The organism is Streptomyces sp. NPDC046985, assembly GCF_040644415.1.
Classification (GTDB): Bacteria; Actinomycetota; Actinomycetes; order Streptomycetales; family Streptomycetaceae; genus Streptomyces.
The window spans coordinates 1-24,326 of the sequence record NZ_JBEYWK010000040.1 but is presented as its reverse complement, the minus strand read 5'-3'; the positions used below and the strand labels follow the sequence as shown (position 1 = coordinate 24,326).

The following is a 24,326-nucleotide window of genomic DNA, read 5'->3' as shown; positions in this document are numbered from 1 at the left end:
AAGAACGGGACCCTGAAGAGCTACGAGGGCTACCCGCACGGAATGCTGTCGCTCCACCCGGACGAACTCAACCCGGAGATCCTCGCCTTCATCGAGGCGTAGCCGAGCACGCAGCCGCGAAGCAGCCGATCGACGGCGAACCGCTGCTGGAGTCCAGCGAGCCCGGCGGCGGCGACGGCGACGGCGACGGCGACGCAGCCTATGACGCTCCGCGCACGGTCAGGGCGGTGCGCGCCAGGCTGCGCAGCCAGGCGTGGGCGTGGTCGGTGTCGTAACGCTGGTGCCACGACAGGTATATCGGTGCCGCGGGCAGTTCGAGCGGCAGGGGGAGGACGGCCAGACCGAGTTCGGTGACCGCGGACCGGGTGGTGGCTTCGGGGAGGGTGAGCAGGAGGTCGGAGCCGCGGGCGAACTCCAGCGCGGCCGCTTCCGTGGGCGCGGTCGCCACCACGCGCCGGGTGAGGCCCAGCGGTGCGAGGGCGTCGTCGACGGCGTTGCTGAGACTGCCGCGTCGCGAGACGTTGACGTGCTCGGCGGCGGCGTACTGCTGCCCGGTGACGGTCCCGCCGCGGGTGAGGGGGTGCCCCTGCCGCACGACGATGACGAGGGGGGTCTCGCCCACGTTCTCGGCGCGGACGTCCGGTGCGCTCGGGCGGTTGCCGTTCGCCTCCAGATCTACCTCGCCGCGCCGCAACTCGGGGGTGTCGACGCTCGATTCCGCGACGAAGCGCAGTCGCACGCCCGGCGCCTCTTCGCGCACGGCCGCGAGCAGCGCGGGGCCGCTCAAGGCGACCAGGGAGGCGTGCCAGCGGAGGGTGAACGTACGGTTCAGCGTCGCCAGATCGAGTTCACGGCTCGGCGTCAGCACCCCCTGAACCTGGTGCAACAACTCGTGCACCTGTTCCCGGACGGCGATCGCGTACGGCGTCGGGGTCATCGTCCGCCCGGTGCGCACCAGGATCTGGTCCCCGGTCGTGCGCCGGATCCGGCCCAGGCTCCGGCTCATCGCGGGGGCGGTGACGTGCAGGCGCGCGGCCGCCCCGGCCACGCTGCCCTCCTCCAGCAGCGCGTCGAGCGCGGCCAGCAGGTTCAAGTCCAATTGCATGCGAGTAATCCTAGCCGTGCCTGACATGCATTTGAAGTTAATCATGGGGCTCTATACCGTCGAGGGCAGAGGCCGGGACGAAGCGCATCGCAAGTCCCCACCGGCCTCATCACCCCTTCCACAGACGGGAGTTCCGCCATGTCCGAGACGCTTCAGACCACTGACGTCGCCGCCTCCCACGCCGACCTGCTCGACCAGACGGCGACCGCCGTGCGCGCGGCCGGATCCGCGCTGCGCGAGCGCTTCGGCGAGGCGGTCCGCTGCCAGACCCGCGAAGAGCTGGCGCGCGCGCTCGCCGCCAACGACGACACAGCCCTCGACATCCTCCGCCCCCGCCTCACCCGCCTGCGCCCGGACGCCGGCTGGGTGGAGGACGAACTGGACGGCGGGACGCTGCCGCCCGGCGAATGGTGGGTCGTGGACCCGGTCGAAGGCAACCTCAACCACCTGCACGCCCTGCCGGAGTGGGCGGTGACCGCCACCCTCGTGCGCGAGAACCAGCCGGTGCTCACCGCGGTCCACCTGCCGCTGACCGGCGAGACTTACACCGCGCTCACCGGCGCGGGCGCCCGCCTCGACGGCCGGCCGCTGCACGTCTCCCCGGCCGCGGACCTCGGCCTGAGCATCGTGGCCACCAGCCAGGCCCGGCCCGACGAGGACCATGACGTCGTGCGGCGCGTCGGCTCCTCGATCACCGCGATGCTCACCGACGCGCTCGTCGTCCGCACCGCCGTCCCCGCCACCCTGCACCTGCTGAACGTGGCCGCCGGCCGGATCGACGCCTTCTGGCAGTTCGCCGGCGCCCGCGCGGACCTTCTGCCCGGGGCGCTGCTCGTCACCGAGGCCGGCGGACGGATCTCAGACGCCGAGGGCCGCACCTGGACCCCGCGGAGCGACAGCTTCCTGGCCGCCGCGCCCGGCGTCCACGCCCAGGCCGTCGCCGCCCTCACCCGCTGACCCCGCACCACGACACGCTGACCCCGCACTACGACCCGCACACACGGAAGGACCAGATCACCATGACCACGATCGCCGTTCTCGGAAACGGTCGCGTCGGCGGCAGCCTGGCCACGGCCCTCGCCCAGGCAGGACACGAGGTGAGGACGGCCGGCCGCTCGCCGGGCGCCGCCGCCGACGCGGCCCGCACAGCCCAGATCGTCGTCAACGCCACCCCGGGCGACGGCTCGCTGGAGCGGCTCGTCGCCCTGCGCGAGGAACTGCGCGGCAAGATCCTCGTCGACGTCTCCAACGCCACCGTCCACGGACCGGACGGACTGCCCGCCGACCTGATCTACTCCGGCGCGAGCCTCGCCGAGCGACTCCAGGAAGCGCTTCCCGAGACGCACGTCGTCAAGACGCTCAACACCATGCTCTACCCGGTGATGACCGCCCCGGCCACGCTCGCCCAGGCGCCCGACGCCTTCCTCTCCGGCGAGGACGCACAGGCCAAGCAGACCGTCCGCGAACTGCTCGTCAGCCTGGGCTGGCGCGACGAGTGGATCACCGACCTCGGCGGCGTCCACACCGCCCGCGCCACGGAGGCCGCCGTCCTGTTCGTGCCGCACGTGATCCGGTCCCACGGATTCACGCCCTTCGCGATCTCGATCGCCCACTGACCCGCCCACAGAGCACGGCGCCCTAAGCCGGCGAACGGGCCGACGAGTACGGCCCCGCGGTCGGCGGTACCATCCACTCCGGTTACGACTGACTCGGCGCCATGCGGCGTGCCAGCGCCACTCCGGGTCGTCCTAGGCGCGATATCCAGGGAACGCGCAAGTGACACGATTCATGGGCAGTCCGGTGGCGGGGGTGCACTGGTGGAAAGCAGAGGGCGGCAATGTGGTTGGCAGTGGCTGGCGTGGTTCCCGCAGTTCTGGGAACAGTGGTCCTCCTGACCCGCAGGGCGCCGTCCTGGCTGGCGGGGCAGGTCGTCCGCCCGCGCCAGTGGGGAGTGGGCATGCTCCTGCTCGGGGTCTATGTCATCTCGCTGTCGAGCGCGGTTGACCGTGGAATTCTCCGCAGCGCCGGACCGCTGGACTTCCTGCGCTACGTCTTCCTCATCGCCGCGCTGAGCCTCGTCGTCGTGTCGACCCGCGCAGCCCGCAATAAGTAACAGGCGGATTTTCATGGCCAGTTGACGCAAGAGATGCGGTGCGGAAGGGCCGGGGCGGCAAGAGAGCCGCCCCGGCGTGAAGCGCTGGGGAGGCGGTCAGCCGCGTCGGCCGAGGACGACCGGGAAGGAGCCGTGCTCAAGCAGACCGCCGGCGGCGGTGTGCTCGTCGAGCAGGACGCGGGCGCGGCGCTCGAAATCGTCCACCTGCTCCCCGAACAACGGCCGGGCGGCGAAGCTGGTCGAGTACAGGTAGCCGATCACCGTCTCACCCCGGCCCGCTGCTCCTGCAGCGGCGGGTCGTCGCGCAGCAGGATCATCTGCTCGCGCGGCGTCACCTCGGTCGACGGACCTCGGCCGTGCAGGTCGGCGTGCGGGAGCGAGAGGATGAGAGGGGCGCCGGGACGCAGGCCGTCGCGCAGCGCCGGCAGCGAGCGGTGCGGGTCGATGAACCCCAGGGCGCCGATCGCGTACGCGGCGTCGAACGGCTCTGCTCCGGCTAGGTACTCGGTCACGTCTGCCCGGACGAACTCCACGCTGTCCACATCCGCGTGGGTGGAGACGGCGCGTTCGTGCTAGGTCGGGGACAGCTCGATGCCGGTGACACGGGCTCCGAGAGCCCGAGCGAGGTGGACGGCGTGATGACCGGCCTTGTTTCGACATAACTGCAGTGTCTCTTTGATGACCGAACCTCCCGCTGGCCAGCATGGCGGCGGCCTCCTGCGGGTACAGGGCGGTCAGCGCCGCGTCGTAGTCGACGAAGGTGCTGCCCGTGCCGATGGGCGAAGGCGACAACTCATCGATCACCACAACACCCCATGTCCCCCGCCCCCGTTCCCGAGCTTCCTTCCACCTGCCGCGCTCACAGCGATCGGGCGAGCCTGAATCCGAGGTCGTCGATGGCGAGGGTCGGGTGGCTCTTGCGGCGGCACGACGCTCGGCGCCCCCGGGGCTGATCGAAGAAGCCGCCGCCGCGGAAGACGCGGTACGGGCCGTAGACCCGGGGGTCGTACACGTCCCAGCACCACTCCCAGACATTGCCGATCATGTCGTGGAGGCCCCACGCGTTCGGCTCCCGCTGCGCGACGTCGTGCAGCTCGCCCCCGGAGTTGCCGCGGTACCACGCGATCCCGTCGAGCTCTCCGTAGCGGACGTCCGAACTCCCGGCGCGGCAGGCGAACTCCCATTCCGCCTCGGTGGGAAGGCGGTAGCCGTCGGCCGCCCAGTCGCAGACCACGTCCTGCGCGTCGCAGCTGTCGCCCATCGAGTAGCAGGGATCGAGCCCGGCCGCCTGCGAGAACAGGTTGCAGAACCAGACGGCGTCCTTCCATGAGACCTCGGTCACCGGCGTTCGAGGCCCTGCTGAGCTCTGCGGCACCTCGCCCAGCACAGCGGCGTACAGCTCGCGGGTGACCGGAGTCGGCGCCGACTGGCAGGCGGCGGCCTCGACCTTCCAGCCCGTCATCGTGCCCTCGTCCCGCAGCACGATCTCTCCGGCGGGCAGATCGATCATGGGTTCGACGGCTAACCGTCGCAGCGTTGATTCATGGCTCATCGCAGTCCTACCGTCGTCAGGCCCGCTCCCAGCGTCACGCCCGCCGGCACCGTCACTGCTTCCGGCCGCTCCCGCCGGTCGACCGTACGGCCCACCGGCACCTGCTGGACGATCACGATGACCGCGTTCGTGGTCACCGGGATGCCCACCGGCCACGCGTCGTGCGGGTAGGTGTACCGAGAGATCCACAGCGCAACGGCGTAGGTGAGCACAGGAGTCATCAGGGAGAAGACCGCACTCACTGCCAGGAAGACGGCCAGCCCTGAGCGGGCCGGCAGCCGCCACACGGACAGGGCATGAGAGGCGGCCTGCCCGTCGCGCTGAGCGAGGCGTGCGCGAACGCGGTCGAGCACGGGCTGCGCCGAGGGCGCCGGGCCGCCTGCGCGGGCCATGTCCTTCGCCGGCTCCGCGTGGCCGCCCTTCCCCGGCCCCGACCGGGCGGGACCGGGGACCAGTCCCGCACTGGCATTCGGGACGCGAGTGGTTCCATGGCTGACCGCGCCCGCAGTCCCGGGGGACAAGGGGGCGCGAAAGCCGGCCGCGTGGGCAGACCCGCGCGCCACCGGATTCTTCATCACCTCGCGTCCGGTGCCGGCCTGCCTGGACGTACTGAACAAGCACGCGCCGCACTTGCTGCTGGCCGATGATGTATCCGCCTGCGAGGTCACCGGCGCGAACTTGGTCTGGCGGGGAAGTGCCGGGCAGGGCAGCCGCACGGCCGCCCTGCTCGTCGTCACGGGTTGATCACCGCTTGTAGGAGGCCCAGACGTAGGAGCCCTGGCTGCCCTGGATCACGATGCGCAGGTGGTCGAGGCGCTGGAACCGCGCGGTCTTCGTGTAGAAGGCGCCCTTCTTGCTGGAGTTGCAGGTCTTCCACCCGCTGTCGGCGATGTAGCGGCCGGCCTCGACGTTGTAGATGCGCACGCGCATCTTGGCGCGGGTGTTGTAGCAGTGCAGGGAGGCGTAGGCGGTCTTCCCCTTGGACCGGTACGGCTGGGAGACCCACTTCTTGCCGTGGTGGGTCAGGTACGAGCCGGAGATCCAGCTCGGCCCCCACTGCCGGCGGACGGACGAGCGGGCGGCGAACTCGGGCAGGGCGGCGCCGTCGATCTCCTGAACCGCGGCCTGCCCAGTGGCCGTGTTCGCCGACGCCGGCGATGCGGTGGTCGCGAAGGCGTCGGCGGTCGGCCCCGAGACCAACGCCGCAGCGCAGACGGCGGTGCCGAGAGCGAGTGCGGAGCGCTTGAGTGCGGTCATTTCGACTTTCCCTCCAGATGCACGAACGGGAGACACCGATCTCCGCGGCCAGCGGCTCGGCGGACCGCGGTCGGTGCTTGCGATGTCAGTTCAGCGCCCGGGGGATTGAATGGGCAGCTGGTTCCGCCACTCTGATCAATGCCGATTGCGCAGGTCGCAGGGCCGCGTGTGACCTGACCGAAGAAGGTTCCCCTGGTTTGCTCTGCTGTCGCCGGGACGCGTGGCTTCGCGAGCTGCGGCGCCGCGTCCACTGGGAAAAGCGGGGCGGGCAGAGGGCTGTCGATGGCGGGGCGTCGGGAGATCCCAGTTGACCCGAGTGCCGGACCGGTGGCGCGGTTCGCGTCCGAGTTGCGCAAGCTATGGTCCAAGGCCGGTGGTCCGACGTACCGGGTGATGGCGCAGCGCACTGGGCAGGGGCTGGCGGCCTTACGCGGACCGGATCGGCTTCACCGGAGACCGAAGGAGCGGGCTGCTCACACATCTGCGCGCGGATCTCGAAGATCCTTAAGGGCTGTCGCGCCATCCCGGCGTTGCCCGCGGCCGCGGAGTCGGCGAGGTTGGACGGGGCGGCGTTCGACCTGATCGGCACGAGCACCCCGCACCCGTTCACGATCCTCGCCCGGAGTGCCGCCGAGGTCGCCTGCAGACTCATTCCAGCCGCCGGTCACACGCTCGGTGGTCGCGGGCGCCACCGACTTCACCAGGCTCTACGTCGCGTGGCTGCCCCAGTTCGCCGCGCGGATGCGGACAGGAAGGCCGTCAGCGGACGCCTGATGCGCCTGCGCACGCTACCGTCGGTCGCGCGCGGCAGGCGTAAGAGCGGGGGAGGGGATCGTGGGGCGTCCTGAAAGTCCGCTGGATCTCGGGGAGGGGCCGTTACAGCGCCTGGCCTTCGATCTGCGGAAGCTGAGGGTGGAGGCCGGCAGTCCCACCTATCGGGACATGGCCGTCCGTGCCGGGGCCGGCGCCAGCACCCTGTCCCAGGCCGCCGCCGGCGAACGTCTCCCCACCCTGCCGACCACTCTGGCCTACGCGCTGGCCTGCGGCGGCGACGTGCAGGAGTGGGAGCGACGCTGGCAGCGGGCAGCCCGAGAACTCGCCGAACAGCCCGGGCCCGAGCAGGACGAGGCGGATGCGCCCTACCGTGGACTGGCCTGGTATGGCGCGGATGACCACGAGCTGTTCTTCGGCCGCGACGCCCTCGCCGCAGCACTGGTCGACAAGGTGCTGCAACATCGCCTAGTGGCCGTCGTGGGCGCCTCGGGAAGCGGCAAGTCCTCGTTGCTGCGCGCCGGCCTGGTTCCCGCGCTTCGAGCCGGCGCCCCGCCGCGTGCGCGGCCGGCCGTGATCCGAATCCTCACCCCCGGAGCCCGCCCGGCCCGCCACGCCCGGCTGCTCCAGCCTGCCGCCGGGCGCGGCGACACGGTGGTCGTCTTCGACCAGTTCGAGGAACTCTTCACCCTCGGCGCCGAGCCGGCCGAGCGCACCGCGTTCCTCGACTCGCTCCTGACGGCGTGCGCACCCGACAGCCGGCTGCGCGCGGTACTCGCGGTCAGGGCGGACTTCTTCGGCCGCTGCGCCGAACACCCCGAACTGGCCGCCGCCCTGCGGGACGCCACCGTGCTCGTCGGCCCGATGAACCGATCCGAGCTGCGCGAGGCCATCGTCAAACCCGCCGCCAAAGCCGGATTGATCGTCGAACGCGACCTGAGCGCGCAGATCCTCGACGACGTCGTCGAGGAGCCCGGCGGTCTTCCCTTGATGTCCCACGCCCTGCTGGAGACCTGGCGTCGCCGCCGCGGTCGCGCCCTGACCCTGGCCATGTACCAGGCCGCAGGCGGCATCCACGGCGCCATCGCCCAGACCGCGGAGACCGCCTTCGGCCGCCTGTCCGCCGATCGAGCCGCTGCGGCCCGCCTGATCCTGCTGCGCCTGATCACTCCCGGCGACGGCGCCCCCGACACCCGCCGACCCGCCGACCGCGCCGAGCTTGAGGCGGTCTGCGCTCACGGCGCGCAGGTACTCGAACATCTGGCCCGGTCGCGGATGATCACTCTCGACGGCGACAGCGTGGACCTGGCCCACGAGGCCCTCATCACCGCCTGGCCCCGCTACAGAGCATGGATCGGCGAGAGCCGCGAGCGCCTTCGGCTGCACCGTCAGCTCACCCAGGCGGCGACCGCCTGGCACGAACTGGGCCGCGACCCCGGCGCTCTCTACCGCGGCGTGCGCCTGACAGCGGCCCAGGACGCGTTCACCGGAGCGGAGCGCCAGGCCGGCCTCACCCCCGGCGAGCGATCCTTCCTGGACGCCTCCCTCGCCGAGCACGACAGGCAAACGCGTGCCGCCGCCCGCACCACCCGGCGTCTGCGCACCCTGACCGCGGTCCTCACCGCCCTGCTCCTCCTCGCCGTCGCCGCGGGCGGGGCCGCATGGGACCAGAGCCGAAACAGCGACCGGCAACGCCGGGCAGCCGAAGCCGCCCGGAAGACAGCCCTGTCCCGCCAGCTCGCCGCGCAGTCGGACGCGATGACCGCGACCGATCCCGACCTGTCCGCGCTGCTGGCCGTCCAGGCCTACCGCATCAGCCGCACTCGCGAGGCCGCCGCCAGCCTGTACAGCGCCGCGGCCTCTCCTCTGAAGCGGCGGCTGAGCGGACACACCGCCTGGGTGGAGAACGCCGTGTTCAGCCCGGACGGACACACGCTGGCCAGCGTCAGCGACGACCACACCGTGCGGCTGTGGGACACCGCCACCGGCCGGACCCGCGCCACACTCGCCGCCCACCGCGACAGCGTGGTCTCAGCGGCCTTCAGCCCCGACGGCCGACTGCTCGCCACCGCCGGCGCCGACCGCACGGTGCGCCTGTGGGACGCCGCCACAGGACGGCCCGTGCGCGCGTGGCGCACCGCCGCCGCCCGTACCGGCTATGGCGTAGGCGACCACACGTTCACCGTCGCGCCGGTGGTGTTCACCTCCCACGGGCGCTCGCTGGCGACGGCCGGCGCCGACGGGACGGTGCGTGTGATCGACCTGGCCACCGGGGCGTCCCGTATCGTCGTGCGCTGCCCCGACATCCTGAGTTCGGCGGTCTTCAGCCGGGACGGGCGCACCGCAGCCACCATCAGCGCGCAGGGCGCCGTGCGGCTGTGGGACGTGGCCACCGGGCGGCCCGGCCGCTCCTTCGTCGACGATGCCGACAGCGATGACTCCACTGCGGCGTTCAGCCCCGACGGCCATACCCTGGCCATCGCAGGCCTCGTCACGGTGCGCCTGTGGGACACCGGCACCGGCCGGCTGCGCAGGGCCCTGAAAGGTAACTTCGGTCAGGTGTGGTCGGTGGCCTTCAGCTCCGACGGAAGCACTCTGGCGACCACCGGCTACGACCGAACGGTCCGGCTGTGGGATGCCGCAACCGGACGCGCCGTGACCGTTCTCCCCCGGGGCGCCGAGATGGACCGGGCGGTGTCGGCCTCTTTCAGCCCTGACGGACGCACCCTGGCCACCGGCGGCGACAACGGCACGGTCAGGCTGTGGGACGCCGCCTATGACCGGCCCCGTGCCATCCTGCGCTACAAAAACCTCATACGGTCGATGGCGTTCAGCTCCGAATCGCAGGCCGTAGCCGCCGACGTCTCCCGCTCCAGTCGACACGACAGCGCGCGCTCCGCCCTGCGCGTCGCCACCGACCCGACCACAGAGGCGCTCACGCCTGACGGACGCACTCTGATCACCGCAGACGTGGACGGCGCCCTGCGACTGGAGGACCTCGCCACCGGCCGTGCCCGCCGAGCCACCGTCTCCGGCATTGCGTCCTCTGTATCGCTCAGCCCCGACGGGCACATCCTCGCCACCAGCAGCCGACTCGGCCAACGCGGCCGCCCGTTCAACTCGAAGGTGCAGCTATGGGACGCAAGCACCGGCACACTGCGCACCACGCTGACGCACGAAGGCGACGATCCCGTGCTGCTGTTCAGCCCCGACGGGCACTCGCTGGCGACCGGCTTCAGCGACGGTGCAGGTGTCGTGCAACTGTGGGACGCCGCCACCGGCCGGCTGCGCGCCACCTTGGCCGAGCACACCGACGCCTCGTCGCTGGCCTTCAGCCATGACGGACGCACTTTGGCCGCCGGAGGCTACGACGGGACCGTGCACATCTGGGATACGGCCGGCGGGCGTCCCCACGCCCCCCTCATCGGCCACGCCGACGTCGTCGGCTCCGTGGACTTCAGCCCCGACGGACGCACTCTGGCCTCCGCAAGCCCGGACGGCACCGTACGGCTGTGGGACACGGCCACGGGGCGGTTGCGCACCACCCTGCCCAACCGGGGCACCATGAACCTGGTGGCCTTCAGCCCCGACGGGCACACCCTGGCCGCCGCGAGCCACAACGTCGGCGACACCGGTGACGCGGTCCGGCTGTGGACCGTGAACCTGCCGCGCCCGGCGCAGGCGATCGACGAGATCTGCCGCGCGGTGTCCCGCAGCCTCACCGCACAGGAGCGGTCGGTCTACCTGCCCGGGCAGAGAGCCGGCGCCGCATGCCGCCGATGAGCGGACGTCGCCCGCCGTTCTCCTAGGCGCCGCGGACGCGCGGCTCGACATCAGGTGCGGTGTGCACGGTAGGCGTGCTGCCCAACAGTGTCCGACCGGCTCTCACTGCCGGTCACCGGCAGCCGTTGCAGGCGCTTCTCCGGTCGGGGGCTCGGCGTCCGCCCCTGGCTGGGCTGCGGGGCGGTGGCGTGTCCCGTGCCACCGCCCCGCAGCCCCGTGCGCGGTTCGCGTCAGATGGTGAAGTAGAAGCAGTTCCCCGGAACCTCCGGCGTCCGGGGTACGCGTGCGCAGCACGCCGTGCCGGCTCCCGCCGCCGTGCTCCCGCCGCATCCGTCTGGCGGCTTCGCCGCCGATCCGCTCGGCGTGCGGGAAGAGGGGCATCGCCGGCACGGGCCGCTCTTCCGTATGGCCGTCGAGGGCGAGGAGACCGTGCTGGGCGGGGCTGGGCGAGCTGTTCGCGGCTGAACGCGGCCGCCTGGAAGTGCTCAACACCCTCATGATCCAAGACCTGTTCGGCCGTGCCCTGTTCAATCTCACCGCGGACGGCCACGGCGAGGGCCGCCGCCGGCTGCGCCCCGCGCTGTCCGGCCGGGCGCTGCCCGGCTAAGTGCCGTCCCTGCTGGAGGTCATCGGCCCGGTCACCGACCGGTGGGCATCGCACGGCACCGCGGATCAGCACCAGCGGGTGCGCGAGCTCGCCGGTGCGATGAGCGCCCACGTCCTGCTCGGCATCGCCCCCGGGGAGGCAGGCGCGGCACAGTTCACCGCAGCCTTCGAGCAGTTCGTCGCGGCGACCGCCGCACCGCCGCACCCTCCCTGACCCGCTGAACAGCGGGTCAGGGAGGGTGCGGCGGCATCCGTGCATCAAATGTCCCGGAAGAGACCAGCGAACGCCGTGACCTGCCGCGATGGGTGCGCGGTGGCCGCTGACCTGCGCGAATGGCCTTTCGACTGTTTCACACTCGTGCCGGTTGATGGGGCCGGAAGTCCCAGGAAACCCAGAGGGCTCCCACTGCTAGCGGGCGTCTTTCGGCTCTATGCGGCAGTACGGGCTCGTCGAACGCCCCGTTGTCGACGAGGGCGCTGGGACCTGGATGTCGAGTGACTGGCGCTCGGCCATTGCCTTGCGGGATCGTGGGCTCCTGATGATCGACGACGACTCTGCGGTCGCCGCCGGCGGAGCCTGCCAAGCCTCGGGCGCCCTACAGCGAGCGGCCCGTCGCGCGTGCCCGGCGGGCGAAGGCACAGGAGCTGATTGAGCGGCTGGTCGCCGAGGGGCGTGTCCGGATCGCTGATCCCGATGACGACGAGGTCGCGGAGTGGCGGCGCGTCGTGAACTACGCGAAGCGGCACGGCCTGGAGCCAGCAGGCAAACGCATCGAGAAGGTCCCGTACGTCGGGGCTGAAGCTGTTCCTCGCGGAGGGTCCCCATCCCAACGCGCGGAGTCAGCGGCCGAAGGAGAGCGGGGGTCTGGTTCCTGTCCCCGCACGACTGGGGCGCCTGCATCCGATGGTGGCTGCGCTTAAGATGACGAGAGTCGGCTGGCAATGCCGCCTGCGCTGCGCCGTAGGTCGCTCCTGTTGCTGCAGGGGCTGACGGCTGAGGCGGTACGGCGAGCGTACGAGGTGCGGAAGGCGCGGTCGTCCTTCTTCCCGCGCGAGGGCGGAGTGGATGTCGCTGTCGACGGCTTTGCGTATTCCGTCACCGGCAGGCAGGAGTTCCCGGAGTCCACGGATCCGGAGCGCTCCGCTCGTCTCGTCGTGGAGCTTGCCCATGGTCGGCCCGGTCGCTGGCGGGATCGGAAGAGCCGGACGCTCGAAGAGGCCCTGGGCGTGATCCTTGGAGAGATCGAGGCACGAGCGGTAGAGGACGCGCGGCGCAGGCAGGATGAGCAGCAGGCCGGGGCGGAACGTGAAGTTCGTTGGCGAGCGGCCATGGACGTGGCGAAGGAACAAGCTGTTCGCGAACAACTTGCCCAGGTGCTTCGCGAAGAGGCCGGGTGCTGGCAGGAGGCCGCTGTCCTCAGTGCGTACTGCATGGCATCGGAACGTCGTATCGGCGAGTTGGACGGGGCTGTGGACGAGTCGGCGCTGGACTCGGCCCGACGCTGGTTGGAGTGGGCAAGGGGGTACGTGAGGTCGATTGACCCCTTGAGCAGGCTTCCAAAGATGCCGAACACATGGGAACCCACGCCGGAGGAGCTCAAGCCGTACCTCAAAGGACGGAGCCCCTACGGACCGGAGCGGCGTGGCTGAGGGTGACGCTCTCGGCGTCGCTCGAATCCTGGTTCTGGATCACTTTCCGTGCCGGAGCCACGGAGGGTCACCACAACCGCGATCATGAACGGCCTCGCGCGGTGAGGAGGACCCGTTTGCGGACCAGTCACTGCCGTTGGTGTTGTACCGGGCGCGTTTCTTGGCGTCCAGGTTGGGGCCGAAGCCCTGGCCCACCAGGGTGCCCGAGGAGTTGAAGACGTTGTAGTCGATGCGCAGGAGCTCGCTGCCGCCGGCGAGGTCGGGGTCGACCGCGCGGGCGGAGAGGGTCGGGGTGTGGGTGGTGGTCATCGTCTTGCCCGAGCTGACGATGGACGGCTTGATGGCGGGGGTGCCGGTGCCGTTCTTGGGCTTGGGCCGGTAGCTGTAGGTGACCGACAGGGTGGCGCCGCCACCGTAGGCGAGCTGCCCCCACTGGGAGGCGTTGTTCATGTCGGGCGACTGGACCATCAGCGTCATGCTGCTCCAGCTGCCGGACGCGGCGCTCACCGCCCGGGAGGTGACGTCGAACTCGAGCGACGGGGGACTGACCCAGGAGTGGGAACCGTCGGTGACCGGGCAGGTACCGGCCTCGTGGCTGACCGGGTGAGTGCCGAGCGCGCCGGTGCGCCCTCCGGGCTCGTGCCCCCAGTACAGCGAGGAGGAGTTCCATCCGGCGGGGCGTTCGGTGCCGTAGACGGCGGCAGGGGTGTCGGAGCAGGAGGCGGCGGAGAGCTGTTTCACGTACAGCGAGGCGTGGCTGGCCACGGCGCCTTTGATGCCGCTGGTATTGATCTGGTAGTAGGTGCGGGCGCGTTCACCGTTGCCCGGGGTGTTGTTGTCCCATCCCTCTCGGGCGTTGGTCGCTCCGGTCGTGGAGGTCGAGTTGCAGACGTTCCACCCGTTGTCGGAGATCCGGGCCCAGTCCAGCTGGGAGGGCCTGCCGCTCCACTCCGGGTCCGCGTAGACCGGGTAGGTGGTGGTTTTGGCGGTGAGCAGGGACGTGTCCAGGCCGAGCTGCTGCTTGCCGTGTTTGAGGGTCACTTGGACCTGGGCACGGTGCTTGCCGACCTTGGCCGCTGCGGTGTGCTCTGCACGCGCGGCCGAGACGGTCGCTGTCCGGGCGTGAGCAGTGCCCCCCGTCTTCTGGCCGGTGCTGTCCCACATCAGCGCGGTGTCACTGTGGAACACCGTCTTGCCGGTGCGCTTGTCGGTGGCCTTCGCGCCGCCGTTGGAGGTGGCGGCCAGTTTGAGGTTGGCCGAGGCGGTGTTGAATGCGAGGCTTTGCAGCCGCGGATCGGCTGCGGCCTTGGGGGTCTTGACCACCAGGATCGAGGAGTAACCGGAGGCGTCCGCGGTCAGCTGGAGGTCGACCCCGGGAAACACCTCGGGGTAGGTGGCGGTGTCTTTGGCGACCACCGGTTTGGGCAGCGCGCCCGGCCAGGAGAAACCCCGCCTGTCAGTCCCGTCGCGCATCGTGACCATCGCGCCGGAACCGCCGCCGGAGAACGCCACGTCCGTGACTGCGGCTTTGGGTGCCCAGGTCCCGTCCGCGTGCCGCACCAGGGTGGTGTCAACGGGGACCCATTTCCCTTGCTGCTGCACACGCTGCGGCATCGAAGAGTCGGTCAGGGTGAAGGTGCCGTCCGGGTTGGCCATCACCACTGTCCCGGTGCCGGTGAGCTGGTCGATGGTCACAAACTGGCCGGTCGTCTTCGCCTGCGCGGACGCCGACTCCGTGGGGTTGAGACGCCTGGCGGCGGACTGTCGGCGGTCGTTCGGTGACGTGGCCTGCTGTGATGAGGTGTGCGCGCTGGACGCGGCGTGGGCCGGTGCCGTAGCGGCCAGCGAACCGGCAGCCAGGGCGGCGACGACGGCGGTGGCGATCGGTCTCGACGCGGGACGTCTGGACGCATACACGGGTATGCGAGAAGCGGACGTTGAGTTTGGCGTCCTTCGCAGGGTATGGCGGTTCCCCCCCGTAGGCCCCGCGCCGCTGTGCATTTTGTGGGGCCGGTGTGTGCGGGGTCCATCGTCAATGGATCGCCAAGTGCCCACCTGCAGTTTGTTTTTAACGCATTAACGTCAACTTGTTTTCAAGTTTGGATGATTCTTTTGTTCTTCCTGTGGAGATACTTTGCATATTGAACCGGCCTCAGGCCCTAGCGTGATCCACCGCGGGGGACTTGATCAACGTGTGCCTCCGTTCTGACGTGCACTCAAATTAACTAAGTTGAGTCGAACTTGGGTGGTTTGAGACCGGGGAGGGGACGCACAGCATGGCACGGATAACAGGGTGGAGACGCGGGCGGGGGGCCTGGGCTACCCGAAGGGTTCGTCGAACGGCTGTAGGGATGGCCGGTGCCTTGGTGGTGGGTCTGCTGCCCGCCGGCATGGCCACGGCGGCTGCGAAGCAGCACTTGGCAGCTCCCGCCGCTCCCCACGACAAGCTGGTCCCCTTCACTCACGCCACACCCAAGCGTGGGTCCTCTCCCAAGCGGTTCAAGCACTTCGATCCCAGCGGGCACACGAAGCTCCCTGCGCCGGGCAGCGCCGTGGTGACCCTGCCCAACGCTGCTGCCTCCGCGAGTCTGAACGCCAAGGCGACTCAGGTACGAGCCGGAAGCATGCCCGTCCTGCTCGGTGCTGCTGTGGGTTCCGAGCCCCCGTCAGGTGCCGTCACCCGGTCGCAGCGGGTGCGGGTGACGATGCTGGATCAGAAAGTCGCGCGCGCGGCCGGTGTCCACGGCGTCCTGTTCACGCTGCAGCGCACGAGCCCGGGGAACGGGAAGGTCGCGCTGCGGATGGACGACTCGTCCTTCCGCTATGCCTTCGGGGGTGACTTCACCTCACGCCTCCATCTGGTTCAGCTCCCCGCGTGCGTGCTGAACACGCCGAAGCTGGTGAAGTGTCAGGCGCAGACGTCTGTGCACACGGCCCCGGGTGCGCCGCTGTCCGCCCAGGTCTCGGTGCCGGGCTCCCCCACCGCTTCCGGCACGGTGACTTCGCCTCGCTCGGCAACGGCTGCGTCTAGTGCGATGGTTGTCATGGCGGCGACCGCAGGCACTTCCGGCTCGTCCGGTGACTACTCGGCGACCGCTCTGGCGCCGGGCGGCTCCTGGTCGACCTCGGGGAACACGGGCTCGTTCACCTACAGCTACCCGATCGCGGTGCCACCGGCGATCGGCGGGGCGGCACCCCAGGTGGGCCTCTCGTACAGCTCCGCCAGCCAGGACGCGCGGACCGAGGGGACGAACAACCAGTCCTCGTGGCTGGGTGACGGGTGGACCTCGACAGAGAACTACGTCGAGCGCACCTACAAGTCGTGCAATGACGACTCCTCGTCCGGTGCTCCGAAGGACGACGGCGACGAGTGCTGGGCGGGACAGATCCTGACCCTGTCACTGAACGGCACGTCCACCGACATCGTGTACGACGACGCCACCAAGACCTTCCGCCCCGCCGACGACAACTCCACCACCAAGATTGAGAACCTGAGCAACGGCACGAACGGCACCAAGAACGGGGAGTACTTCAAGGTCACCGAGGGCGGGGTGCAGTACTTCTTCGGCCTCAACCGCCTGCCGGGTTGGTCCAGCGGCAAGGACGAGACGAAGTCCGTGTGGACCGTGCCGGTGTACCACGCGCACAGCGGAGTCTCCGACTGCCCGGACAGCACGGACTTCGCCTCCACCGCCTGCACGATGGGTTACCGGTTCAACCTGGACTACGCGGTGGACCTGCACGGCAACGCCACGGCCTGGTACTACGCGCCGGAGACCGGCTACTACGGTGCGGTCCTGAAGGACACCGCGGTGTCCTACATCCGCGGCGGCACCCTGTCCCGCATCGACTACGGCATGACCTCCTCGAGCATCTACTCGGGTACGGCGCCGGAGCAGATCCTCTTCGACACCACGGGGGAGCGCTGCATCCCCGGCACTCCGTCGGGCAACACCTGCGCGGACAGCCAGTTCACGACCGCCAACGCCGCGTACTGGCCGGATGTTCCGATCGACCTGAACTGCACCTCCGGGTCGAGCTGTACCAACCACGGTCCGAGCTTCTGGTCGCGCAAGCGCCTGACGTCGATCACTACCCAGATCCAGACGGGCGGGGCGACCAAGCAGGTCGACAAGTACACCTTCACCCAGTCCTTCCCCGATGGCGGCGACCACGCCCCCACTCTGTGGCTGGACTCCATCAAGCGCACCGGCTTGAACACCCTGGGCGGCGCCTCGGGCAGCACCTCGACACCGGCAGTGAGTTTCGACCCGCCGCTGCAACTGCCCAACCGGGTGGGCACCATCCCGCAGATGCCGCTGATGTACCACGACCGGATCCAGACGGTCACCAGCGAGACCGGCGCCCAGACCACCGTCACCTACGACCGGCCCAACTGCTCCAGCGCCCCGGCCAGCGACCCCAAAGACCCGACGGACGCAGCTGCCCGGACGTTCGCCTCGACCAACACGCTGTCGTGCTTCCCGGTGTACTGGACGCCCTACGGGCAGCCGGCGCCGATGATGGACTGGTTCTACAAGTACAAGGTCACCGCGGTCGTCACCGAGGACACGCACAACTCCTACCAGGACGGCACCGAGCCCAAGCTGGAAACGGACTACGCCTACAAGGGCAACCCGGGCTGGCACTACGACGACAACGAGGTCGTCAAGGCCAAGAACCGCACCTGGGGCCAGTTCCGGGGCTACCCGGAGGTAGATGTCACCACCGGTGACCCGAGTGTGTTCCACAAGACCAACGGCGTCCAGGTCTACGACCAGAAGACCCTGAGCAAGACGTACTACTTCCTCGGAATGAAAGGCGACACCCTGCCCGGTGGGAAGACCCGCTCGGTGCCCGCGCTGACCAGCCAGGACGGAGCCACCTCCGTCGCGGACGACAAGGCGCTGGCCGGACAGGTCTTCGAGACCGACGCCTACACCAGCGCCACCGGCAGCCTGGACAAGGCCACCGTCACCGTCCCCACGATCATCGGACCCACAGCGTCCCGGTCCCGCAGCGGGCTGCCGGACCTCACGGCACAGATGGTCCGCACCGCCAAGAGCCTCAGTCGGCAGACGGTCTCCTACGGCTGGCGCAAGACCGAGACCGACACCTTCTACAACACCACCCTGGGCAAGCCGACCACCGGCATGCCCATGCAGATCGACGACCGCGGCGAAACCACAGCCAGCGACAACGTCGCCAAGTGTGTATACACCCGCTACCTCACCGGCGGCGTGGACACCCTGGTTGTGCCCGCCGAGATCATCGCCACCGGCCAGGACTGTTCCGCTGCCGGAGCGACTCCCGGCGGCACGCTGATCTCCGACGTCCGCACCTCCTACGACACCAATGCCTTCACCTACGACGGCGACGGCCAGCAGAACCCGGCGCTTCCCAAGACCGGTGACGTCACCCTGGTCCAGAAGGCGTCCGCCGCCACCGGCGCCACCACGACCGCGTTCGTCGACGAGGCGGCGACCACCTACGACGGCTACGGCCGCACCACACTGACCACACGCACGCCCCACTCCACCGCCCCCAACGGCACCAGCCTTTCGCAGAGCACCGCCACCGGCTACACCCCCGCCACGGGAGAACTCCCGACCAGCGTCGTCACCGCCACCCAGGTCACCCCCGGAGCCACCTGCACCACCAGCACGACCAGCTCCAAGGACTGCCACGTCGCCAGCAGCACCATGGACCCGGCCCGAGCCCAGCCCACCGCCACCACCGACGCGGCCGGCCTGCTCACCTCGCTCACCTATGACGCGCTCGGCCGCCGCACGGGGGTATGGCTGCCCAACGAGAGCAAGGTCAACAGCGCACCGGCGAACACGACCTACACCTACAACCTGTCCCAGACGGGCCCCTCGGTCGTCGCCACCAACACCCTGCTGGACAACGGCAGCTACGCGACCAGCGAAACGCTGTACGACGCCATGCTGCGCCCCCTGCAGACACAGGCGACCGGGGAGAACTCGACCACCACGGTCAGCGACACCCAGTACGACTCGCACGGCTGGACCGTTGTCACCAACAACGCCTACAACGTCGCGGGCAACCCCGCCAGCAGCCTGGACACCATCTCCCAGGTGACCATCCCCGACACCACCGTCACCGACCACGACGGACTCGGCCGCGCAGGCTTGGTCACCGAGGAGCACAACGGCTCCAAGACCTGGGCCACGACTACCGCCTACACCGGGGACAAGACCACGGTCCTGACTCCTAAGGGCGGTGTCGCCACCGCGACGGTCGTCAATGCACGCGGCCAGAGCACCGAACTCGACCAGTACACGGCCGCCCCCACCCTCTCCGGCACTGCGGCTACCGGGTTCACCGCCACCGGCGGCACCACCTCACCCACCACCTACACCTACACCGCCGCAGGCCAGCAGCACCAGGTCACCGGCCCCGACCACACGGTATGGACGTCCGACTACGACCTGCTCGGGCGCAAGAAGTCCCAGAACGACCCGGACGCAGGCAGCAGCGGGTACGGGTACGACGACGCCGGCAACCTCGTGTTCACCACCGACGCCAAGAAGGTCGAACTCGACTACACCTACGACCTACTGGGCCGCAAACTCACCGCCACCGACAAGGCGAAGTCCAACTTCCAGTTCGCCTCCTGGCTGTACGACACGAAGCGCATCGGCTACCTGACCTCCTCGACCCGCTACGTCCAGGGCACCACTGGCGGCTACACGGTCGCCGCGACCGGCTACACCGTCCTCGGCAAGCCGACCGGCACGCAGATCACCCTGCCGGCCTCCGAGACGCCGCTGCCGTCGACCTACACGACGACCTACACCTACACCATCAACGACCAGCTGCTCGCCACGCAGACAGACCCGCGTACCCAGGGGCTCAACAGCGAGGTCATCGCCTATGGCCACGACGTGCTGGGCAACCCGACCACCACGGGCAGCAGCGTCTTCGTCTATGCCAGCGCGACCGTCTACACGCCCTTCGGTGCGCTGTCCCAGGTCACCCAGGGTGCCTCGACCAACCCGGCCACGACCACCTACCACTACGACGACCAGACCCTCCGGCTGACGGAACGCGTCATCGACCGGACCCAGGCACCCGGCCCGACAGTCGATGACACCAAGTACACCTACGACGCCTCCGGCAATCCGACCTCCATCACCGACCAGCAGTCGGAAACCGGCAACACCGTCACCGATCAGCAGTGCTACAGCTACGACACCCTGGACCGGCTCACGGATGCCTGGACCGCCAACGACAACTGCTCCGCCAACCCGCCCACGGCCGGCACCCTCACCACAACGGCGGGCTCCTACTGGCAGTCCTTCGACTACGACGCCATCGGCGACCGCCACCAGAGCGTCGACCACGCCGTTGGCGGCTCCGGCACCAACGTCACCACCACCTACGCCAACGGGTGCACCGCCAACTGCAACTCCACCGGCGCCCAGCCCCACACCCTGACCGCGACCACCGGCGGCACCAACCCCACGGCCTTCGGCTACGACGAAGACGGCAACCTGCACACCCGCACCCCCACCACCGGAGCCGGCCAGAGTCTTACCTGGGACGACGAAGGCCACCTGGCGCAGGTGGACACCAGCGGCTCCAGCCCCACGACCACCAAGTACCTGTACGACGCCGACGGCAACCAGCTCATCCGCCGCGACCCCGGCCAGACCACCCTCTTCGTCGGCGACACTCAGATCGTCGTCAACACCAGCGTCACCCCCAACGTCCTGCTCGGGGCCGTCCGCACCTACACCCACGGCGGCGCCGGGATCCCCGTGGCCGTGCGTTCCAGCCTTGCGGGCGGGGGTGTGAAGTACCTGTTCAACGACCCGCACGGCACCGCGACCCTCTCGATGGACACCACCACCCAGCAGGTCGCCCGCCAGCAGTACACTCCCTACGGCCAGCCACGAACCAGCGCCAACACCACCACCTGGCCCGACCCTACCCACTCCTACCTGGGCAAACCCCTGGACACCGCCACCGGCTACACCGACGTCGGCGCCCGCAAGTACGACCCCACCCTGGGCCGCTTCATCAGCGTCGACCCCGTCTTCGAAGCCACCAGCCCCCAGCAACTCGGCGGCTACACCTACGCCGGCGACAACCCCATCACCAACAGCGACCCCACCGGGCTTGAGGGCGACGACGGCAGTTCCTGGCTCAACGCCGACAACAACTGGGCCTACCAGGGCGGCTTCGACAGCCAAGGCAACATGGTCAACGACGACGGCAGTCCGCGACATGGCGGTACCAATCTTTCCCAGATCGGTAGTGGCGGTGGCGGTGGAGGCTGCCACTACGTCCTGCTCAACCCGTGCGGTGGCAGCGGAAAAGTGACCGTCCCGATGCAGTCCCATGGTCACCTCAGTACGACGACGATCATCGTGGGTGAACTCGCCGGCGTAGCCAACGGTCTTGACGAAGTAAGTGACTTGGCAAATCCGTTCTGCTGGTTCGATTCGGATTTCTGCAGCTCTGACCCCAAAGCGACTGACAAATGGGCGAAGGGTGCGGGAGCAGATACCGACTCGAGTGCCTACCAGGCGGCAAAAAATAACGGTTCCACAGTGCCATTCCTGGCCCTTGGCGGAAGATTCGCCGACGACGATGCCGGAATCCTCGGGGCGAGATGCAGTTTCACGCCCTCGACCCTGGTTCTGATGGCCCACGGCAAGACCAAGGCGATAGCTGAGATCGAAAACGGTGACCAAGTCGAGGCCGCCGACCCCAAGACTGGAAAACACCGGGGTCCACGCGTGGTCCTGGCACGTCTCGTCCACCACGACAACGACCTGATCGATTTGTCGATCGAAACCGCACCACGCCACTCCGCCATCGTCCACACCACCTCACGCCACCCGTTCTGGGACGACACAGATCACACCTGGGTACCGGCGGGCCGCCTCAAGCCAGGCCACGTCCTGAACACCGCAAACAACAAGCACGTCCGCATTCTCGCAGTCCGGGTCCGCCCGGGGGCAGCGGACATGTACAACCTCACCGTCCAACAGCTCCACACGTACTATGTGCTGGCGGGGGATACCCCAGTCCTCGTTCACAACAGCAATGGGAGCTGTGGCGTCACGGATCTCGCAGCCAAGATTGATGTTGAGAACCTCTCGATGACCAAGACCGTCGAAAATCACACCTGGGACATTGCTGGTACTCGGGATGTCGATGCCCCTAACTTCGGTAAGGCCGTACGCCCTTACATGAACGGCAACAATGGGCAGCTCCTCCGGGGGATCATGGATGGATCCGCGCCCAGGATGGATTCCCGTGGCGCTCCCGGGGTTGTCGAGTGGAGAACGCCTGGAGCGATGAACGGAAGCAGCGGGATATGGGAGCTCAACATCGACGCAAATTCCAACAGGATCGTCCACTTCCTCTTCAAGAGCACAAAAGGCTAGCCGCGGAAATGAAATTCTCCATCCAAGACGGATCTCCTCTTGAGGGTGTCCTCACCTATGACGAGTCCGAGTACGGATTCTCCTTCAGTGCGCAGAGCGGGGAGTCATTGGGTGAGAGGCTCGGCTCGGAGGGGGTTGCAAGTGCACTGATCGGCACGCTCCAACTAGAGGTCGATATTGAGTCTCGGGAAGTCCTGTTCGCCTGGGGATACTTCCCAAACGTTCGGGGTGTGGTGGCCGAGTTCCCTGTTCCACAGTTCAATCCAGGACGGGTATTCATCTCGTCGGATCACCCCTTCGAGCCTGGGGTTTCTTTCGAGGTCCCTGGAGACGGGTGGAGGGTTTCGTATGATCCTTCCTCCGGGTGGGTCGCCATTCGTCTGAGCGATGCCGTCAGCGCTAAGTTCGTCAAAATCGCTAGCGGAACTGTCTTGGGCGTCGACAACGGTGATCTGGTTTCGGTCTGGCTCAATCCTGTTTTTGCAGAGTGACAGGCGATGAAGCGGACGGGTAAGTAGAAGATCCGGTAGCAGCAGCAAAATGAAGCCCCGTCAGGTGCGTCCTGGCGGGGCTTCTGCGGTGGGTGACGGCAGTAGTTGACGGCAACGTCAGTGGACGGTGGCTCCGCACAGCGGCGGGTCGTCGCCGTCGTCGCGGGTCGACCCGTCGCTGACGAGGCGGAGCAGATCGCCGCCGGGAGCATGGACGCGGTCGAGCCGAAGATCATCGGGGCCGAGCCGGACCACTACGCGGTGTGGGGCGGTCTCGCCATGGAGGCCGCGGCCGCAGCAGCCCGGAACAACCGCCCGGACGAAGCCAAGGAGTACCGCAAGGCGGCGCGGGTGGCAGCAACCGCCGTCGGCACCGCGCACCGCAACCTCTCTCGCCACTGGTCCGTCTTCGGGCCCGTCACCGCCGCCCTGAAGGCACTCGAAGACTCCATGGTCATCGGGGACGCCCGCGCGGTCGTGCGGAAAGCCGACGAGGAAGAGGCGCTGTCGCCCAGGTTTTGAAGCGCCTGGGCAGACCCAGTACGAACGACGGGAACCGCTTCACCCTCGACGTAGCGCGGGCCCACACGCGTACCGGAGACCTGTCGGCAGCGATGGACGAACTGACCCGGGTTCGAGACGCCGCCCCCGAGTGGCTCAGGCACCAGAACTCGGCCGCCGAGACCATGCAAGAGATCCTGAGCAAGCGGAAGCGCACCCTGACGACGGAGATGCAGGACATGGCCGCCTACCTCGACGTTGTCGGCTAGCCACCACGCAGCGTGGCAGTTCACCGACCCGGTGTCGCAAACTGCCGTGCCACTCAAATAGAGTGACGGCCAGTCAGACATCTACGGTCACCGTGTCTCTATCAGCGACCCGACCGGGGGTGCACGGTGAACAGGCCCAGGAGCGACGCGGACCGCATGCGGCGCAGGGAACTGTACGACGCGGCAACGGGGCTGGCCGGCCCCCGCTTACTTCCATGGACCACCCCGGACGGGAACCCCTGCTATCTCAGCACCGACGGCAGGGGCTACCTGTCCACGCTCGCCGACAGCATCGAAGCCGTCCAACTCGGCATGGGCGAAGAGCTGCTGGAACACGCCCGCGAAGTCCTGACCCCCGGCGCGCGAGCGCTGTCGGCCACCGAGTACCGCTGGCTCGCCTCACGGCTGGCCGAAGCCCTTGCCGACGCTCTTCGGGTGGCCGAATCGCGCGGACAGCGCATCCCGGACCCGCAGGAAGAGGCGGCCGAGCATGCCTGACATCGGCACGGCAGCCCGGAAGCGCTACCGCTTCCGCGAGTACCACGTGACCGCCGTCGTGGACCCCATGGCCCTGCCCACCTTCGAGGCCGTCTGCGTCACCGGAGAAGGCCACGACTGCGGCGCCACCTCCGGCGAAGTGCACACCGAGGAGAACTGACCCGCTGGATCGCCGAACACTGCGCCCAGACCGGCCATGAACCCTTTCCAACTTGGCCGTTGGATAGGTCCGTTGGGCTGACAGACAGGTGAAGCCCCTGGTAGATGGGTTATCGACCAAGAGAACCGTCTCCACCAGAGGCTTCGTG

At 68.9% G+C, this 24,326-nt stretch carries 20 protein-coding genes and 1 pseudogene; 14 read left to right on the top strand and 7 right to left on the bottom strand.

The features are described from left to right. Positions 1–102: pseudogene (locus ABZ861_RS31110) on the top strand (alpha/beta hydrolase); the annotation flags it as partial. Between the two features lie 97 nt (positions 103–199). On the opposite strand, the gene ABZ861_RS31105 reads toward ABZ861_RS31110, so the two are convergent. Beyond that, complete coding sequence (locus tag ABZ861_RS31105; protein ID WP_361637273.1) at positions 200–1,105, bottom strand: LysR family transcriptional regulator; 906 nt, start codon at positions 1,103–1,105, stop codon at positions 200–202. A gap of 138 nt (positions 1,106–1,243) precedes the next feature. Between ABZ861_RS31105 and ABZ861_RS31100 the strand changes: the two genes are divergently transcribed. From ABZ861_RS31100 to ABZ861_RS31090, 3 genes are all read left to right on the top strand, one after another. Next, on the top strand, positions 1,244–2,062 hold the full coding sequence (locus ABZ861_RS31100; protein ID WP_361637270.1) for a 3'(2'),5'-bisphosphate nucleotidase CysQ: 819 nt from the start codon (positions 1,244–1,246) through the stop codon (positions 2,060–2,062). A gap of 62 nt (positions 2,063–2,124) precedes the next feature. After that, entirely contained in the window at positions 2,125–2,721 is a 597-nt protein-coding gene (locus ABZ861_RS31095) for an NAD(P)-binding domain-containing protein (RefSeq protein ID WP_361637268.1), read from the top strand. A gap of 242 nt (positions 2,722–2,963) precedes the next feature. Continuing rightward, positions 2,964–3,218, top strand: a complete 255-nt coding sequence (locus tag ABZ861_RS31090; protein WP_361637266.1) for a hypothetical protein — start codon at positions 2,964–2,966, stop codon at positions 3,216–3,218. Between the two features lie 96 nt (positions 3,219–3,314). On the opposite strand, the gene ABZ861_RS31085 is transcribed toward ABZ861_RS31090, so the two are convergent. From ABZ861_RS31085 to ABZ861_RS31070, 4 genes are all read right to left on the bottom strand, one after another. Continuing rightward, positions 3,315–3,479 (bottom strand): hypothetical protein, encoded by a 165-nt coding sequence (locus ABZ861_RS31085; RefSeq protein ID WP_361637264.1) that lies wholly within the window; start codon positions 3,477–3,479, stop codon positions 3,315–3,317. Next, positions 3,476–3,760 carry a class I SAM-dependent methyltransferase gene (locus ABZ861_RS31080; RefSeq protein WP_361637261.1) on the bottom strand — a complete coding sequence of 95 codons (285 nt, stop codon included), beginning with the start codon at positions 3,758–3,760 and terminating at the stop codon, positions 3,476–3,478. The genes ABZ861_RS31085 and ABZ861_RS31080 overlap by 4 nt, the downstream gene beginning before the upstream one ends. Before the next feature lie 317 nt (positions 3,761–4,077). Continuing rightward, on the bottom strand, positions 4,078–4,728 hold the full coding sequence (locus ABZ861_RS31075) for an SUMF1/EgtB/PvdO family nonheme iron enzyme (protein WP_361637258.1): 651 nt from the start codon (positions 4,726–4,728) through the stop codon (positions 4,078–4,080). Between the two features lie 38 nt (positions 4,729–4,766). Beyond that, a complete protein-coding gene (locus ABZ861_RS31070; protein ID WP_361637255.1) occupies positions 4,767–5,162 on the bottom strand; it encodes a hypothetical protein in 396 nt (131 codons plus the stop codon). 88 nt (positions 5,163–5,250) lie between these two features. Between ABZ861_RS31070 and ABZ861_RS31065 the strand changes: the two genes are divergently transcribed. Continuing rightward, positions 5,251–5,514: a hypothetical protein gene (locus tag ABZ861_RS31065; RefSeq protein WP_361637252.1), complete on the top strand. Its 264-nt coding sequence runs from the start codon at positions 5,251–5,253 to the stop codon at positions 5,512–5,514. Here the strand turns inward: ABZ861_RS31065 and ABZ861_RS31060 are convergent, their stop codons facing one another. Further along, a complete protein-coding gene (locus tag ABZ861_RS31060; RefSeq protein ID WP_361637249.1) occupies positions 5,515–6,027 on the bottom strand; it encodes a hypothetical protein in 513 nt (170 codons plus the stop codon). Positions 6,028–6,969: 942 nt separating this feature from the next. Here ABZ861_RS31060 and ABZ861_RS31055 point away from each other — a divergent pair. From ABZ861_RS31055 to ABZ861_RS31045, 3 genes are all read left to right on the top strand, one after another. Next, on the top strand, positions 6,970–10,581 hold the full coding sequence (locus ABZ861_RS31055; protein WP_361637246.1) for a hypothetical protein: 3,612 nt from the start codon (positions 6,970–6,972) through the stop codon (positions 10,579–10,581). Between the two features lie 607 nt (positions 10,582–11,188). Next, positions 11,189–11,401 carry a hypothetical protein gene (locus ABZ861_RS31050; protein ID WP_361637243.1) on the top strand — a complete coding sequence of 71 codons (213 nt, stop codon included), beginning with the start codon at positions 11,189–11,191 and terminating at the stop codon, positions 11,399–11,401. 761 nt (positions 11,402–12,162) lie between these two features. Continuing rightward, the gene (locus tag ABZ861_RS31045; protein ID WP_361637241.1) at positions 12,163–12,837 is read left to right on the top strand and encodes a hypothetical protein; all 675 of its coding nucleotides are present in this window, start codon (positions 12,163–12,165) and stop codon (positions 12,835–12,837) included. A gap of 39 nt (positions 12,838–12,876) precedes the next feature. On the opposite strand, the gene ABZ861_RS31040 is transcribed toward ABZ861_RS31045, so the two are convergent. Then, entirely contained in the window at positions 12,877–14,532 is a 1,656-nt protein-coding gene (locus ABZ861_RS31040) for a hypothetical protein (protein ID WP_361637239.1), read from the bottom strand. Positions 14,533–15,881: 1,349 nt separating this feature from the next. Here ABZ861_RS31040 and ABZ861_RS31035 point away from each other — a divergent pair. The 6 genes from ABZ861_RS31035 (at position 15,882) to ABZ861_RS31010 (ending at position 24,178) form a co-directional block, all read left to right on the top strand. Continuing rightward, positions 15,882–22,259, top strand: coding sequence for a polymorphic toxin-type HINT domain-containing protein (locus ABZ861_RS31035; RefSeq protein WP_361637237.1), 6,378 nt, complete (start codon positions 15,882–15,884; stop codon positions 22,257–22,259). An 8-nt stretch (positions 22,260–22,267) separates the two neighbouring features. Continuing rightward, positions 22,268–22,750, top strand: coding sequence for a hypothetical protein (locus tag ABZ861_RS31030; RefSeq protein ID WP_361637234.1), 483 nt, complete (start codon positions 22,268–22,270; stop codon positions 22,748–22,750). A 120-nt stretch (positions 22,751–22,870) separates the two neighbouring features. Continuing rightward, positions 22,871–23,272 (top strand): hypothetical protein, encoded by a 402-nt coding sequence (locus ABZ861_RS31025; protein ID WP_361637231.1) that lies wholly within the window; start codon positions 22,871–22,873, stop codon positions 23,270–23,272. 92 nt (positions 23,273–23,364) lie between these two features. Beyond that, positions 23,365–23,520: a hypothetical protein gene (locus tag ABZ861_RS31020; protein WP_361637229.1), complete on the top strand. Its 156-nt coding sequence runs from the start codon at positions 23,365–23,367 to the stop codon at positions 23,518–23,520. Between the two features lie 156 nt (positions 23,521–23,676). Continuing rightward, entirely contained in the window at positions 23,677–24,018 is a 342-nt protein-coding gene (locus ABZ861_RS31015) for a hypothetical protein (protein WP_361637226.1), read from the top strand. Further along, the gene (locus ABZ861_RS31010; protein ID WP_361637223.1) at positions 24,011–24,178 is read left to right on the top strand and encodes a hypothetical protein; all 168 of its coding nucleotides are present in this window, start codon (positions 24,011–24,013) and stop codon (positions 24,176–24,178) included. Before ABZ861_RS31015 ends, ABZ861_RS31010 begins: the two co-directional genes overlap by 8 nt. Positions 24,179–24,326: the final 148 nt, after the last annotated feature.

Excerpts from the sequence above, each read along its gene's own strand:
- ABZ861_RS31105 (WP_361637273.1), bottom strand. The coding sequence starts at position 1,105 with ATGCAATTGGACTTGAACCTGCTGGCCGCGCTCGACGCGCTGCTGGAG.
- ABZ861_RS31100 (WP_361637270.1), top strand. The coding sequence starts at position 1,244 with ATGTCCGAGACGCTTCAGACCACTGACGTCGCCGCCTCCCACGCCGAC.
- ABZ861_RS31095 (WP_361637268.1), top strand. The coding sequence starts at position 2,125 with ATGACCACGATCGCCGTTCTCGGAAACGGTCGCGTCGGCGGCAGCCTG.
- ABZ861_RS31075 (WP_361637258.1), bottom strand. The coding sequence starts at position 4,728 with ATGATCGATCTGCCCGCCGGAGAGATCGTGCTGCGGGACGAGGGCACG.
- ABZ861_RS31070 (WP_361637255.1), bottom strand. The coding sequence starts at position 5,162 with ATGGCCCGCGCAGGCGGCCCGGCGCCCTCGGCGCAGCCCGTGCTCGAC.
- ABZ861_RS31060 (WP_361637249.1), bottom strand. The coding sequence starts at position 6,027 with ATGACCGCACTCAAGCGCTCCGCACTCGCTCTCGGCACCGCCGTCTGC.
- ABZ861_RS31055 (WP_361637246.1), top strand. The coding sequence starts at position 6,970 with ATGGCCGTCCGTGCCGGGGCCGGCGCCAGCACCCTGTCCCAGGCCGCC.
- ABZ861_RS31035 (WP_361637237.1), top strand. The coding sequence starts at position 15,882 with ATGGCGGCGACCGCAGGCACTTCCGGCTCGTCCGGTGACTACTCGGCG.
- ABZ861_RS31030 (WP_361637234.1), top strand. The coding sequence starts at position 22,268 with ATGAAATTCTCCATCCAAGACGGATCTCCTCTTGAGGGTGTCCTCACC.
- ABZ861_RS31020 (WP_361637229.1), top strand. The coding sequence starts at position 23,365 with ATGGACGAACTGACCCGGGTTCGAGACGCCGCCCCCGAGTGGCTCAGG.
- ABZ861_RS31015 (WP_361637226.1), top strand. The coding sequence starts at position 23,677 with ATGCGGCGCAGGGAACTGTACGACGCGGCAACGGGGCTGGCCGGCCCC.
- ABZ861_RS31010 (WP_361637223.1), top strand. The coding sequence starts at position 24,011 with ATGCCTGACATCGGCACGGCAGCCCGGAAGCGCTACCGCTTCCGCGAG.